The sequence below is a fragment of the Cupriavidus sp. genome (assembly GCF_057315035.1).
In genome coordinates, this window is the sequence record NZ_DBHKYV010000022.1 from 17,876 (window position 1) to 32,235 (window position 14,360).

General features: G+C 59.3%; 16 protein-coding genes. 13 read left to right on the plus strand and 3 right to left on the minus strand.

Annotated features, from left to right (window positions below; all coding sequences use genetic code 11):
• Positions 1-8: 8 nt before the first annotated feature.
• On the minus strand, positions 9-359 hold the full coding sequence (locus ACO550_RS23440) for a DUF485 domain-containing protein (RefSeq protein WP_315595846.1): 351 nt from the start codon (positions 357-359) through the stop codon (positions 9-11).
• A gap of 245 nt (positions 360-604) precedes the next feature.
• Between ACO550_RS23440 and ACO550_RS23445 the strand changes: the two genes are divergently transcribed.
• The 3 genes from ACO550_RS23445 to ACO550_RS23455 all read left to right on the plus strand — a co-directional run bounded on the left by ACO550_RS23445 (position 605) and on the right by ACO550_RS23455 (position 4,481).
• Entirely contained in the window at positions 605-1,522 is a 918-nt protein-coding gene (locus ACO550_RS23445) for a LysR family transcriptional regulator (protein WP_315595847.1), read from the plus strand.
• 173 nt (positions 1,523-1,695) lie between these two features.
• Positions 1,696-2,178: a (2Fe-2S)-binding protein gene (locus tag ACO550_RS23450; RefSeq protein ID WP_315595906.1), complete on the plus strand. Its 483-nt coding sequence runs from the start codon at positions 1,696-1,698 to the stop codon at positions 2,176-2,178.
• Positions 2,175-4,481: a xanthine dehydrogenase family protein molybdopterin-binding subunit gene (locus tag ACO550_RS23455; protein WP_315595848.1), complete on the plus strand. Its 2,307-nt coding sequence runs from the start codon at positions 2,175-2,177 to the stop codon at positions 4,479-4,481. The genes ACO550_RS23450 and ACO550_RS23455 overlap by 4 nt, the downstream gene beginning before the upstream one ends.
• Here the strand turns inward: ACO550_RS23455 and ACO550_RS23460 are convergent.
• Positions 4,478-5,392: a LysR substrate-binding domain-containing protein gene (locus tag ACO550_RS23460; protein WP_315595849.1), complete on the minus strand. Its 915-nt coding sequence runs from the start codon at positions 5,390-5,392 to the stop codon at positions 4,478-4,480. The two genes, ACO550_RS23455 and ACO550_RS23460, sit on opposite strands and share 4 nt — an antisense overlap.
• A 258-nt stretch (positions 5,393-5,650) precedes the next feature.
• Here ACO550_RS23460 and ACO550_RS23465 point away from each other — a divergent pair, with 258 nt between their 5' ends.
• From ACO550_RS23465 to ACO550_RS23490, 6 genes are all read left to right on the plus strand, one after another.
• The gene (locus ACO550_RS23465; protein WP_315595850.1) at positions 5,651-6,061 is read left to right on the plus strand and encodes a (R)-mandelonitrile lyase; all 411 of its coding nucleotides are present in this window, start codon (positions 5,651-5,653) and stop codon (positions 6,059-6,061) included.
• Between the two features lie 153 nt (positions 6,062-6,214).
• A complete protein-coding gene (locus ACO550_RS23470; protein ID WP_315595851.1) occupies positions 6,215-6,529 on the plus strand; it encodes a DUF485 domain-containing protein in 315 nt (104 codons plus the stop codon).
• Positions 6,526-8,199 carry a cation/acetate symporter ActP gene (actP, locus tag ACO550_RS23475; RefSeq protein WP_485994965.1) on the plus strand — a complete coding sequence of 558 codons (1,674 nt, stop codon included), beginning with the start codon at positions 6,526-6,528 and terminating at the stop codon, positions 8,197-8,199. The genes ACO550_RS23470 and actP overlap by 4 nt, the downstream gene beginning before the upstream one ends.
• 48 nt (positions 8,200-8,247) lie before the next feature.
• Positions 8,248-8,802, plus strand: coding sequence for a cytochrome b (locus ACO550_RS23480; RefSeq protein WP_315595852.1), 555 nt, complete (start codon positions 8,248-8,250; stop codon positions 8,800-8,802).
• A gap of 5 nt (positions 8,803-8,807) precedes the next feature.
• Positions 8,808-9,824, plus strand: coding sequence for a nitronate monooxygenase (locus ACO550_RS23485; RefSeq protein WP_315595853.1), 1,017 nt, complete (start codon positions 8,808-8,810; stop codon positions 9,822-9,824).
• A 130-nt stretch (positions 9,825-9,954) separates the two neighbouring features.
• Positions 9,955-10,287 carry a hypothetical protein gene (locus ACO550_RS23490; RefSeq protein ID WP_315595854.1) on the plus strand — a complete coding sequence of 111 codons (333 nt, stop codon included), beginning with the start codon at positions 9,955-9,957 and terminating at the stop codon, positions 10,285-10,287.
• Here ACO550_RS23490 and ACO550_RS23495 read toward each other — a convergent pair.
• The gene (locus ACO550_RS23495; protein WP_315595855.1) at positions 10,268-11,170 is read right to left on the minus strand and encodes a LysR family transcriptional regulator; all 903 of its coding nucleotides are present in this window, start codon (positions 11,168-11,170) and stop codon (positions 10,268-10,270) included. The genes ACO550_RS23490 and ACO550_RS23495 overlap by 20 nt on opposite strands.
• 131 nt (positions 11,171-11,301) lie before the next feature.
• On the opposite strand from ACO550_RS23495, the gene ACO550_RS23500 reads away from it, so the two are divergent.
• The 4 genes from ACO550_RS23500 to ACO550_RS23515 all read left to right on the plus strand — a co-directional run bounded on the left by ACO550_RS23500 (position 11,302) and on the right by ACO550_RS23515 (position 14,292).
• On the plus strand, positions 11,302-11,994 hold the full coding sequence (locus ACO550_RS23500; protein ID WP_315595856.1) for an MOSC domain-containing protein: 693 nt from the start codon (positions 11,302-11,304) through the stop codon (positions 11,992-11,994).
• Positions 11,991-12,113 carry a hypothetical protein gene (locus ACO550_RS23505; protein ID WP_315595857.1) on the plus strand — a complete coding sequence of 41 codons (123 nt, stop codon included), beginning with the start codon at positions 11,991-11,993 and terminating at the stop codon, positions 12,111-12,113. Before ACO550_RS23500 ends, ACO550_RS23505 begins: the two co-directional genes overlap by 4 nt.
• A gap of 222 nt (positions 12,114-12,335) precedes the next feature.
• Positions 12,336-13,259: a pyridoxal-phosphate dependent enzyme gene (locus tag ACO550_RS23510; RefSeq protein ID WP_315595858.1), complete on the plus strand. Its 924-nt coding sequence runs from the start codon at positions 12,336-12,338 to the stop codon at positions 13,257-13,259.
• 115 nt (positions 13,260-13,374) lie between these two features.
• Positions 13,375-14,292: a LysR substrate-binding domain-containing protein gene (locus tag ACO550_RS23515; protein WP_315595859.1), complete on the plus strand. Its 918-nt coding sequence runs from the start codon at positions 13,375-13,377 to the stop codon at positions 14,290-14,292.
• The last annotated feature ends 68 nt before the right edge of the window (positions 14,293-14,360 follow it).

The window sequence follows — 14,360 nt, forward strand, 5'->3', positions numbered from 1 at the left end:
ACAGCCCCTCAGGCAATGGCGCGTTGTGCAACGGTGGTGTCGACCGTGGACTTCGTCTGCCTGGTGCCGCTAGTGAGAGACGCTGCCATGGCATCAAGACGCCGAAGTTGCACGGCATAGCGCCATGCAATGGCACCGCCGATGAAGTACTGCGCGACGTTGTACCAAAGGCCAAGCGTGGTGGATGGTGTGAGCTTGATCAGAAGCAGTTGAGGCGCAAACGTCGACACCAACGGCAATGAGAAGAAGAACGTCATGCTGATGACGAAGAGTCGGACAACAACGCGCCGCCGCTGGCGGACAAGCGCTTCGAAATCCGGATGGTTGAAGAGCACGTGGTAATCAGTCTGTTTGGACATGACGAACCTCAACGTTTGGTAGGACGCCTTGCATTCCAAATGTCAGGCGTGAGGGATGGGGCAGCCGCAAGCGAAGATTAGAGACGGTCGGATGGCGTGAAAAGGTGAACTTCCGCGTTGCGCCTTGCAAATTTGCAAGACGGCAGAAGCCCTTGTCTGGTGCGGGTTGCACAGGGAAAGTGCCTAGAGGGTTTTCCCTGAATTCACGGGTATGCTTGCAAAAACCCTGCAGCGACTTTTGCGCGATGTCTCAAATCAATCCGAACTGGCATGACCTGAAAATCTTCCTTGAAGTGGCGCGTTCGGGGACCCTGGGCGGTGCCGCGCGCCGCATCAAGTGCGACCAGTCGACGATTAGTCGGCACATCAGTCGCCTGGAAGAGGCGATCAACGCACCGGTGTTCGAGCGAGACAACCAGGGGCTGCACATAACAGCCCGTGGCCAGGCATTGCTCGAGTACGTCGAAGCGATGGAATCGAACGTCGTGGCGTTAGGAGAATTTCTGGGAGGCTCTCATAAGGAGCCATCGGGAACGGTCAGGGTTGGCACCATGGAGGGGATTGCTTCTCTCTACCTGGCCGGCGAGTTCGTGAATTTTTCTTCTCGATTCCAGAAAATCGCTGTGGAGTTGGTCACCACCACTCAGCAGATGCACGTGAACCAGCGGGAGGCAGATGTCTTTCTGAGTTTCTTTCCTCCCGATGGCAAGTCCCTGGATGTCGTTCCCATCGGTGCGTTTCCGCTGCAGCTTTACGCATCGGCGGATTACCTGTTGAAGCATGGCACACCGGAAAGCCCGGCCGCGCTGCATGACCATCAGTTCTCTACGTACGTCGATGATCTGATTCAGCTCGATACAGTGAGATGGCTGGACGAGGCAATCACCAGACCCAAGGTCGGCTTTCAGTCGTCGAGCATGATTGCCCAAATGTTCGCCGCGGTGGCTGGCGCAGGCATCGTGATGCTTCCTTCCTTCGCCAAAGCAGAGCGCTTCGGCCTGGTGAAGATTCTTGATGGGCAGATCAAGGTGAGCAGGACGATATGGATGACGGTCCATCGGGACCTGCAGTATTTGCCGCGCATCAAGGCCGTTACGAGATTCCTGCAAGAGACGATTTCACGGGACCATCCGCTACCCCGAAGCGCGCAGATCCGTTTGTAGATGGGTTAGCCGGTGCATGCAGTAAGAGGGGAACATGGCAGAATCGATCTCACGAAGCTAAGCGCGACAACAGATTCATGAGCCTCATTCATGAACCTATTCAGCGTGAGCCACGTAATCGCGCGACGTTTCTCCGATACCATCCCGCGAACTCCTGCAAAAATTCTCCGCCCATGACATCGCTCAAGATCAACGGCCAGGTCCATGACGTCGACCTGTCTTCCGACACGCCATTACTCTGGACCCTGCGCGATGCGCTGGGCTTTACCGGAACGAAGTTCGGATGCGGCATGGCGCTGTGTGGCGCTTGTACAGTCCACGTCGACGGACAAGCAGTGCGTTCCTGTGTGACGCCGATTTCAGCAGTGGGCGGCAAGCCCGTTACCACTATCGAATCGATGGAAGGCGATCGGGTGGGCAAGGCCGTACAGGATGCGTGGGTTGAGCTGGGCGTGGCGCAATGCGGCTATTGCCAGGCGGGCCAGATCATGACTGCCACCGCGCTGTTGAAAGCCAACCCGAAGCCGACGGACGATCAGATTGTCTCCGGTATGAGCGGGAATCTTTGCCGATGCGGCACCTACACGCGGATCAACGCCGCAGTGCGGCTGGCTTCGTCGCGGCTTTCCGGCAACAAGACGGGAGCCAAGGCATGACGCGCACCGATATGCAGCCACTGGAACAACCGGCGCGCCGCCGCCTCTTGCAGGCGGGCGCGGCGTTTGTGCTGTCCGTGCAGTTCGGCGGCCTGATCGCGAAGGCCGATGCCGCCGAAGCGGCGAAGAAATATGGCGCTCTGTCGATGCCCGGCGGGGTCGTCGACAACCCGCTGGTGTTTATCTCGCTCGCCCGTGACGGCACTGTGACCATCGTCGCGCATCGCGCCGAGATGGGTACCGGCGTGCGGACCAGCTTGCCGATGGTGGTGGCCGACGAGATGGAGGCCGACTGGAGCCGCGTGAAGATCGTGCAGGCCGATGCCAACGAGGCCCGCTATGGCAGCCAGAACGTGGACGGCTCGCGCAGCATGCGGCATTTCCTGGCGCCGATGCGGCGCGTGGGTGCATCGGCGCGCCAGATGCTGGAAGCCGCGGCAGCCGCGCAGTGGAAGGTGCCAGTCACCGAAGTACAGGCGCGTAGTCACGAAGTCATTCATGCGGCAACGGGCCGTCGCCTGGGCTACGGCGAGCTGGCTGAAGCCGCCATGCGGCAGCCGGTGCCGGCACACGACCAACTCCGGCTCAAGCAACCGACCGCGTTCCGCTATATCGGCAAGGGCAAGATCGTGCCGACCGATAGTCGCGATATTGCGCAGGGCAAGGCCACGTACGGGATCGATGTGCGTCTGCCGGGCATGGTCTACGCGGTCATCGCTCGCCCGCCGGTCTATGGCGGCAAGCTGCGCAAGGTCGATAGCACCGACACCCTGAAGGTGCCCGGCGTGTTGCGCGTCGTCGAGCTGAAGGGTTACGACGGTCCGCCGCTGTTCAATCCGGTGGGGGGTGTGGCAGTGGTTGCCACGAACACCTGGGCGGCAATGCAGGGCCGTGCCGCGCTCAAGCTCGAATGGGACGACGGGGAGAACGCGAGCTACGAATCGGCTGCGTTCCGTCGCACGCTCGAAGCCGCGGCGCGGCGCCCAGGCAAGGCGCTGCGCAATGACGGCGATGCGGTTGCCGCGCTGTCGGCCGCCGGCGGCCAACGCAAGGTCTCTGCCGAGTACTATGTCCCGCATCTGGCGCACGCGTCGATGGAAACGCCGGTGGCCACCGCGCGCTTCGTTGACGGGAAGTGCGAGATCTGGGCACCTTCGCAAGCCCCCCAGGGCGCGCTGGAAAGCGTGGCGAAGCACGTCGGGCTCGATCCGAAGGACGTGACGGTGCATCTGACGCTGCTGGGCGGTGGGTTTGGCCGCAAGTCGATGGCCGACTTTATCTCCGAGGCGGCGCTGGTATCCAAGGCGATGGGTGGCACGCCGGTAAAGCTGCAGTGGACGCGGGACGACGATATCCGGCACGACTACTATCACACGGTTTCGGTCGAGCACATGGAGTCGGTACTGGACGCCAGCGGTAAGCCGGCAGCATGGCTGCATCGATCCGCTGCGCCCACTATCGGTTCCACATTCAAGGTCGGTGCGCAAGGCAAGGCGGACTTCGAGGCCGCGATGACCGCCATCAACATTCCGTACCAGATTCCGTCGATCCGGCTGGAGTCCGCCGACGTGCCGGCGCACACCCGCATCGGCTGGTTCCGCTCGGTATCGAATATTCCCCATGCGTTCGCGGTGCAGAGCTTCGTTGCCGAACTGGCGCACCAGGCTGGCCGCGACCCGAAGGACTACTTGCTGGAACTGATCGGGCCGTCGCGCAAGATCGATCCGGCGACGCTATCCGACAAATGGAACTACAGCGAATCGCCCGACGTGTATCCGCTCGATACCGGCCGAATGCGTGGCGTGATCGAGGAAGCTGCTCGTCGGGCCGGCTGGGGGCGCAAGCTGCCAAAGGGGCATGGTCTCGGCATCGCCATGGCGTACAGCTTCGTGACGTATGTGGCGACGGTTGTGGAAGTGGCCGTGGATGCAAAAGGCCAGATTTCGATTCCACGTGTCGACATGGCGATCGACTGCGGTCCACAGGTCAATCCGGAACGCATCCGCTCCCAGGTGGAAGGCGGTTGTGTGATGGGCATTGGCCTGGCGATGCTAGGAGAAATCTCTTTCAAGGACGGCCGCGTGCAGCAAAGCAACTTCCACGATTTCGAGATCCTGCGCTCGCATATGGCCCCACGCGCTATCCATACGTGGATGGTGGGTGGCAACTTCGATGTGCCGCCCGGCGGTGTGGGCGAACCCCCTGTGCCGCCCATCGCTCCGGCGCTGTGCAATGCGATCTTCGCGGCCACCGGCCAGCGGATTCGGTCACTGCCGATCCGTGATCAGCTTTCGAAGGCCTAGGCCTGGCCGCGCGTGCCATCCGGCCGGTGCCGGATGGCATCGATGACGATCTTGAGTGCGCGCGACGACTGGCGCCGGCTTGGGTAGAACGCGTGATAGCCGGGAAAGGTGGGGCACCAGTCTTCCATCACCCGGACCAGCCGTCCTTTTTCCACGTAAGGCTGGATCATGGGCCACGGCAGGAAAGTCAGGCCGAAGCCGTCCAGCGCGGCGTTCAGCATCTGGTTGACGCTATTGCAGATGACCTGGCCTTCCACGCGCGCCTGCAGCTTCTTGGCGCCCTTGGCCAGTTCCCAGGCATACAGGCCGCCGCTAGTGGCGAGTCGCAGGTTGATGCATCGGTGGGACAGCAAGTCGCGCGGAGTAGTGGGTTTGTCGCGACCCTTGAAGTATGCAGGGGAAGCCGCCATGGCCATCTTGACATCGGGACTGATGCGGACCGCGATCATGTCCTTCTCGATTTGGTCGCCAAAGCGCACGCCGATGTCGTACCGGTCACCGACGATATTGGTGAGTCCATAGTCAACCGTCAGCTCGACGTTGAGGTCTGGGTACTGTGGCAGCACCTTGGCCAGCCGGGGCCAGATGATGGCATCGATGGGATGGTCGACAGATGTAATGCGAATGGTGCCCGCTGGCCGCTCGCCGAGTTCGGCCACTGCGGAAAGATCTGCCTCAATTTCCTCGAACTTGGGGCCCAGCGACTGAATCAGCCATTCGCCGGCATCGGTCGTCGACACGCTGCGGGTTGTCCTGGTCAGTAGCCGCACGCCGAGCCTGGTTTCCAGATTGCGAATAGTGTGGCTCAGCGCCGATTGTGTGACGTCCAGTCGCGCTGCCGCGCGTGTGAAGCTGCGCTCCTTGGCGACAGTGATCAGTGCGAGCAAGTCATTGAGGTTATGGCGGGGCACGGGCGAGTTTCTCTGCTGACTTAAGCCGGGAGCGTGGAGGCCCCAAGCCTGAAAGGTGCTATGAGGGCATTTCATGAATGTTTTCGCTATTGTTCAGTCCAGGGCGCGCCGAGCGCAAGCGTTTTTCATTGAGAGATTGAATGCAGCAGTTGCACGTTTCCAGTCAGAGGTCTTTTTACCTGCTCAGTGCGGCGGCGTTGGCTACACAGGTAAGTGGAGGGAGTACGTTGATGAAGTCGAGGGGGAGGGTCGTCTGACATGATCACTGTGACAAGGCCGTGCATGCAGCCCACGACGGACGGGGCAGCAGTCAGTTTCTCGGGTAGCGTCCGCGTCGATGCGCACTTTCAGACCCCGGCTCCGGCGCGGGTGGGTGGGGCTACGGTTACGTTCGCGCCAGGGGCTCGGACGGCGTGGCATAGCCACCCGCTGGGCCAGACGCTCCTGGTTGTCGCGGGTACCGGCTTCGTCCAGAAATGGGGAGAGCCAGCCCAGACTATCCGTGCGGGTGATCTGGTCTGGATTCCACCGGATACCAAACATTGGCACGGTGCCACATCAACCTCCACCATGGTGCACATCGCCATTGCAGAAGCGTTAGAGGGGAACGCGGTGGAATGGATGGAACAGGTGGCCGCGGACGAGTACGTCAAGGCGGTCGTGCAGTAACTCCAGCAGGAGATAGTTCACTGGCAAAGATGGCTCCCATCATCATTCATCATTTGTAGCGATATGCCGGACGGCATATCTTCGATGCACAACAAGACGGAAATCGTTGGCATTGAAAAACTACAGGGGCGCTGACCCCGATGGATGGAGACAATGATGGAGACATCTTCAGTTATGGGGATTTCCAATAATCCCTCGTTTATCGCGCTGGTCAGGCGACGCGGCCGCTTCGTCATTTATCTGACAGCGGCGACGCTGGTTCCGTACTACGCATTTATCCTCGTAGCCGGATTCCACCCCCAACTCCTCGCAACGAAGCTCTCAAGCAGCAGCACCATCAATGTTGGCTGGCTAGTCGGCGTGATGCTGATCGTGGGTACGTGGCTGCTGACCGGGTTGTATGTGCGGCGAGCCAATCGCGAGTTCGACGAACTGGCCGCTGAGATTATCGGGGGAGGTGCGAAATGAACCTTGCCCGTCATGCTTTGCTTCTGTCGGTATTGTCTGGCGCTTCCATGTCGACGTATGCGGCGCCGGGCGCGATGTCCGCGATCGAGAGGCAGCCCTTAAACATCACGGCAATCGTGATGTTCCTGGTGTTTGTGGTGGCCACGCTCGGCATCACCTACTGGGCGGCCTCCAAAACCAAATCCATGCAGGATTTCTACACCGCCGGTGGCGGAATCACGGGATTCCAGAACGGATGGGCCCTGGCGGGTGACTATATGTCGGCGGCAGCATTGCTCGGTGTTACCAGCATGTTCTACTTTAATGGCTACGACGGCATGATCTACGCGATCAGCTTCTTCGTCGCCTGGCCGCTGCTGCTGTTTGTGTTTGCGGAGCGTATCCGCAACCTCGGGCGCGTCACGATAGCGGACATCGCGTCCTATCGCCTCGACCGCAACCGCATCCGCACCCTGATGGCATTTGGGTCATTGACGGTAGTTTGCTTCTACCTTGTCGTCCAGATGGTAGGGGCCGGCCAACTGATTCAACTCCTGTTCGGCCTGCCTTACAACTACGCGGTTATCGTGGTTGGTTTGCTGATGGCCATCTATGTCACCTTCGGCGGCATGGTGGCTACCACCTGGGTGCAGATCATCAAGGCCGTCCTGATGCTGTTCGGCGGGACATTTCTTGCCATCCTTGCCCTGAGCAAATTCGGCTTCTCTTTCGACGTGCTGTTCGAGAAGGCCGCAGCAACGCACAAGAGTGGCGCAGGCATCTTGCTGCCCAGCAAGCTGGTATCCGACCCGTTCGCCATGATCTCGCTGTCCATCGGCCTGGTATTCGGCACCGCCGGACTGCCGCATATCCTGATGCGCTTCTTCACCGTGCGCGACGCCAAGGAGGCACGAAAATCGGTGTTTGTAGCGACGGGAATCATCGGGTTCTTCTTTCTCGTCGTCGCGGTTCTCGGCATGGCCGCAATCGTGATCGTTGGCGGAGACCCGAAGTTCTTCGAGGGTGGCCAACTCGGCGGAAAACTCCTCGGCGGTGGAAACATGCCGGTGATGCATCTTGCCAAAGCCTTGGGCGGTGACTTGCTGTTGGGTTTTCTTTCGGCCGTGGCGTTCGCGACGATCCTCGCCGTGGTGGCTGGATTGACGCTGGCAGGCACATCCGCAATCTCACACGACCTGTATGGAATGGTTTTCAAGAAGGGGCAGGCCAATCCAGAAGCCGAGCGACGCGTATCGCGCATCGCCTCGGCCTGCATCGGGGTAACGGCTGTGGGACTCGGCATCTTGTTCAAGGAGCAGAACATCGCCTTCCTTGTCGCGCTGACTTTTGGCGTAGCCGCCTCGGTCAATTTCCCGATCCTGATCTTGTCCATGTACTGGAAAGGGTTGACCACGCGAGGTGCGCTGCTGGGAGGCGTCGCGGGTCTGGTCAGCGCCGTCACACTGGTTGTGCTGTCGCCTGCCGTCTGGGTAAAGGTGCTGGGTAACGCCCAAGCGATTTTTCCTTACGACTATCCAGCCATCATCTCCATGAATATCGCTTTCGTCTTCATTTGGCTCGGGTCCGTCACTGATCGGAGTGCCAAGGCGCAACGAGAGCGGGGCGCGTTTGACGCGCAGTGTGTTCGTGCGCAGACAGGTTTGGGCGCATCCGGCGCAATCAGCCACTGACACCCACGGGGCGACCCCGACGAGATTCAAAAACGCAAGGAGACAAGCATGCAACTGCGAGACAACGGGCTCCGATTCTCGCCCATCACGATTTTGCTGCACTGGTTGGTGGCAGCGCTTCTTTTCTCGATCATAGGACTGAGCATCGCGCGATCCACTGGTCTCGCTGGCGACGACGCTGCGGCACTGGAGCATCTGCAGAACCTGTTTGGCACCGGCCTGTTCGTGATTTCCATCTATCGCTTCTGGGCCAGGATGACTTCCTGGCATCCATTGCCGGTGGGTACGCCAAATCCGATCGAGGTGATTGTCAGTCGCTCTGTTGCCGCCGCGCTGGCCTTGGCCATGGTGCTGCTCCCAATAGCGGTATGGCTATCGCGCTCGGCTGCAGGTCAGGTTATCGCGTTGCCGGGTGGGTTCTTCATACCAACGCTCATCGAGCCTAACGCTGCGGTGAAGGCGGTGGTTGATGTCCTCTTCAATATCGGCGCAACCGCCTTTCTCGCCGGATTGGCACTGCACATATTCGGCGCGTGCAAGAACCACTTCATTCTTAAGAACGCCGCACTGAAGCGGATGCTTGGCAAACACGTGGAGCTTTGAGAATCATGAGCCAGATCAGGGAATTCGCAGGCAACCAGGTTACGGAACTCTGTGGCGTCCGGTACCCCATCTTCCTCGCGGGCATGGCCGCGATCTCCGGGCCAAAGCTGGTCTCCGCGGTGGCGAATGCGGGCGGCATGGGAACCGTCGGAGGGCTGCGGCTGCCGCCGAAGATGTTGCGTAAATGGATTCAGGAAACACGCGCGCTGACTGACAAGCCATTCGGCGTCAATCTCGTCCCATCGTTTGGCGGGCCGGACGTGTTCGAGGCGCAATTCCAGGTCATCCTGCAGGAACGGCCGCACCTTCTGTCGCTGTTCTACGCCGAGGATTATGAAGACATGATTCCACGCGCCAAGGACGCCGGTCTAATCGTGATGGTGCAGGTTGGCTCTGTTGCACTTGCGAAGCTTGCCATTTCTCGGGGCGCCGATATCGTCGTTGCCCAGGGTAGTGAGAGCGGCGGTCACCTCAATCGCGGAACCATCGGTCTGATGTCGCTGCTGCCAGCGATGTGTGAAGCGGCCCAAGGACGTCCGGTGCTTGCCGCAGGCGGAATCGTCACCGGTGATGACGTGCGTAGTGCAATGGCGATGGGAGCCTCAGGCGTGCTTGTGGGCACCGCTTTCGTCGCGTGCGACGAGTCAAACGCACACGAGCTTTACAAGCAGAAGATTGTGGATGCGACGGTCGATGACACCGAATACCGTACCGGCTATTCGTTTGGCTGGAAATACGGGACGCCGCATCGCGTGATTCCTAACCGTGACAAGTGGAACCTGCTCCGTTTCATCGGGGGCGGTGCGCGTGCCATCGACAAGCCCCGTATGGCAAGGAAGTTGTCGCTCTATGCTGGTCAGGGCGTCGGCAAGATCTCCCGGGTAATGCCAGCCGCTGAACGCGTCGCCGAGCTTGTTCGAGGATTGCCAATGCAACTCAGCGACGAGATCGATACGGCAGTGCCGAGCGTTGACAAGGCCCTTCCGAGGCAACTCTATGTTCCAGCGAGCGCAGCAGCCTAGTGTCGGAACGGACGAGCGTCCAGGGCGCAGGCTGGCGTTTGCGCGCGCATTGCTGGTCTGCGGAGCGTGTTTGGCCGTTTCGAGAACATGGCAAGCCGAAGCGGCCTCATTTCCGTTGGTCATCACCGCCATGACCGCAAACGCCCGGCATTGGCGTGACGGCGAGCGCGCGGCGTTCCACCTGGTTGCGCATTTACTCAGCGCAGTTGGGGCTGCACTGGTGCCGTTGCTGGCGATGACACTGTTGCTTGGCGGTGCCGTCGGCGCATACCTCTTGCCTATCGGATGTGTCCTTCTACTCGGACTTCAGTTCACGCGCTTCCGTCACCCACCGGCGATGGCCAGCGGCGGTGCGGTGCTGTGTGGTCTGGACCCGCTCGCCGTGGCTGGCTGCGTTGCAGTAACGGGCATCGTGCTTGTTACCGAGTTGTCCGTGGTGGCGTTCAGGAGGACGAACGTTTAGACCGTGCGAGATTGAAACCGCAACCGCGCGCCAGATCGACGAACTTGAGGAGGGCCGGGGTCGCCACGCAGTCTTGTCGGCGGATAAATACAGTCTTGATGTTGGCGAATTCAGGAGGCAACTGGTGATAGCAGATCTCCTGTCGCGCGCCATATTTCTCGGCGACGGTGCGAGGCAACAGCGTAACGCCCATACCGGCCGACACGCATGAAAGGATGCCATCAAGCGTCCCGAGCTCGAGTATCTGGTTCGGAATCAGGCCAGCCTGGTAAAACCAGTTCTCTAGTGTGGATCGATAGAAGCAGCCGGTGCGGAAGACCAGGACTGTCTGTTGCGGCATGGTCTCGATCAGGGAGGAGAGAGATTGGAACTCGCCACTACTAACAAGCACGAGCTCCTCTTCGAATATCTCCTCTTGGACCAACGCAGGATTTTGATGCAGGCCGCCGACAAATGCACCGTCCAGCCGGTGCGATTCAACGGCCTTGATAAGTTCCACCGTGGTGCCCGTCACCAGCGAAAGCTGAACCTGCGGGCACATCTGCCTGTACTTCGAGAGCACCTGAGGTAAGCGGATCGCTGCGGTGGTTTCCATCGACCCGAGGCGCAAATGTCCAGTCGGCGTAGTGGTATCCATCATGGCGTTGCGGCCCTCATCGGCCAGTTGCAGGATCCGTTGGGCATATCCGAGAAACGTCTGCCCGGCCGACGTGAGTACGACGCCAGTCTTTTGCCGAACAAACAACTGCTGATGCAGCTCGGTTTCGAGTTCCTTGATGCGCATCGTGACGTTCGACTGGACGGTGTGAATCTTCTCGGCCGCAGCCGTAAAGCTGCCGTTCTCCGCTACAGCATTGAAGATTCTTAGATGACGCAGTTCCATGTGAACTCCAGCGAGCAATCCAATCGAGTGATGCTTTGCATCTCTATTGATGATGTCTGGTATCTCTATTCATCACTGTACTGGATTCATAGTCTGGGTCACAGTCACGTATACGCCTAGCGATGCAAGGCATGAGCAATCCAGTCAGCACAATTGGCCAACTGTTCGCCGGCGGCACCGGTTACCTGGATCAGGAAGGTCAGCGTAGCGGCATTTTCAAGAGAAGAACGCTCGACCGGGTTCGCGTAGAAGCGGAGGGCATTGTTGGTGATGAGCAAGCCGACAGGCGGGTCCATGGCGGACCGGAGAAAGCGGTCCATCAATACGCGTTCGAGAACTACGCCAAGATCGCTCAGGCCTTTCCACGCAGTAGCTCTCTGCTCGTGCCTGGTAGCCTGGGAGAGAACATCTCAGCCAAGGACCTATCCGAAAGCAACGTCCATATCGGCGACACGTTCCGCGTTGGCGGTGCGATTTTTCAAGTGTCTCAGCCTCGCAGCCCGTGCTGGAAAATCAACCATCGGTTTGGCGAGGAGCGTATGTCGGTGTACGTCGCGCAAAATCGAATCACGGGCTGGTACTACCGCGTCCTCACACCGGGCGAGATTCAGGCCGGAGATGGCATCACTCTATTGGAAAGACAGACCGACCGATTCTCCATCGAACAGTTCTGGCGAGTGCAGTTGTCTCACCGCCCCTCAGTGGACGACTTGATCGAGTTGATTGCGGTTCCAGGCTTGGCGGAGGAATGGAAGAAACGTCTTCGCGAGAGAGTTGCGTGGCTTCGCAAGCTTGCGACGAATATCACGGGTGCTTCGCGATGAACGCTTCAATCGTGTCATGCAACAGCAAGGGCTGCTACTTCGATACTTCCGCCAATGGCTATGCGAACGCCTACTTCCTCCGTACCGGCGAAAGCACCATGCTTGGCGTGGCATTATGAATCAGGCAAAAATTTCAAAAATAGTGCGCTAGAAGGTACGCGTAGGTATGCCTGGAAGGCATACTGACGCATCCCATCAGGCATTTGCTTCTATAGCCGCCAAGCGCTATCTTCGTTGACATTCCACCGGTATTCGTAGGCCCAGAGAATCGAATGAGCACCATTCGCGGTGCCGGATCGTGCGACTTGACGTGCTTCGCCGTTCCGTTTCGAACGTAAAAAATGACCCTTCATATTCGAACTCCCTTACAGCACTCGCTGCCCATCTCCTCCCGTTTGAATAAGGATGTGTGGCTAAAAATGGAAGCGCTTCAGCCGTGCGGTTCATTCAAGGTCAGGGGCATTGGGCTTGCATGCATGAAGCATGTCCAGCGCGGCGTGACGCATCTTGTGTCGTCGTCCGGAGGAAATGCAGGGATTGCGGTGGCCTACTGTGGTCGGCTGCTCAAGGTTCCTGTTACGGTAGTCGTTCCCGAGACGACGTCGGAAAGAGCGCGGTACCTCATCAAGCTTGAGGGAGCCGACTTGATCGTGCATGGACAATCCTGGGCCGAAGCAAATGCGTTTGCCCAGTCATTGGTCGGACCGCATGCAGCCTTCATTCATCCTTTCGATGACCCGCTGCTCTGGCAGGGACACTCAACGCTGATTGATGAGGTTGCCGAGGCAGGTGTGAAACCTGACGCGGTGGTTTTGTCTGTAGGCGGCGGCGGGCTTCTGTGTGGAGTGGCGGAAGGCATGCAACGCAATGGATGGACAGATGTTCAGTTGATCGCAGCAGAAACCGAGGGAATGGCGTCGTATGCAAGGTCGCTGGAGGCCCGCGAAGTTAGGGAACTTCCAATGGTCACTGGCGTAGCGACGTCGCTGGGCGCAAAGCGGCCGGCTACCCAGGCACTTGAGTGGAGTCGCACGCTGCCGATCTCTAGCGTGGTTGTTACGGATCGTCAAGCCGTCGAAGCGAGCCTGCGGTTCCTCGGGGAGCATCGTGTACTGGTGGAACCCGCATGCGGTGCCGCGCTCGCAGCAGCGGAAAGCGATTGCCCGGCGCTGAAGACTGCCTCGAGCATTCTTGTGGTGGTCTGTGGTGGCGTGGTCGCTTCAGTGGAGCAACTGCAGGAATGGCAGCGAACGCTTCCGCAGTAACTCGTCTGCCGCAAGACCACTGCACTTTAATGAAGTGCATGATGACCCGTGCCCACCCGAGCCTTCCCATCTTTCCGAGCAATATGACCGGAAATTTCAGTAAAGGCGGAAGAGCGTGAAGACAATAGAGGTCAGGCACTTGCGGTACTTTGCCGCTGTTGCGGATGAGCAAAGCATTCTTGCTGCCGCCAGGGTGTTGCATATCACACAACCTGCTTTGTCTCGGCAGATCCAGGATCTGGAAGAGGCGGTGGGGGTACCGTTGTTCGGAAGGTATGCCAAAGGCGTCCAATTGACTGAAGCGGGTCAAAGTTTCCTCGCCGACGCAAAAGACGTGCTGGCACGAATTGAACGCGCGCGAGATAAAGCTCATCGAATTGCTCAGGGTCTAAGTGGCGCATTGAAACTTGGGGTGTTACCGAGCTACCTGTCCATGCCGCGCACGCTGCGGATTCTCAACCATTTCCGTGTCCAGAATCCTGACGTCCTCCTGACTATCGAGCCGATGCTCTCGTCACAACAGGAGCGTGCGTTGCGGACAGGGGATCTCGATGCGGGAATAATGGCTTGGCGAAAACCAGAGGACCATTTTTTTGCTGGGGTTGTTCTTCATCGCGAGAGGTTTGTCCTGGCCATGCCAGCAGCGCGCGCGAGAGAGGGCTGTCTCCCAACGCGTCTGGCAGACGTTGCGGAGGAGTCGTTCGTTTGGTTTAGCCGGGAACGATCAAGCGCTCAGCACAGCATGTTGATTGCAGAGTGTGCGAAGGCGGGCTTCGTTCCCAAGATCGCGCAGATTGGGACCGATATGCCGACAGTCCTGGGTCTCGTTGCGGCAGGAATGGGACTCGCTCTGGTGCCCGCGAGCCTGGATCAGGCAGCAGTCTCTTCCGTTACCTTTATCGCATTGACTGACCTGGCGGCGACGTTTGATCTGGAGCTTGTATATCCGGCAGCGCAGGGGTCCCCAACATTAGCTCGCCTTCTTGACTCCGTGCACTTTGTCCTGTCGCAGGAGCCAACTGGGCGGGGCTAGGTCGTACTGGTCAATGCCATAGCCGTCGTTGACTACGCTGAAGGGCGTCGCTTTTACGATCTATGGCG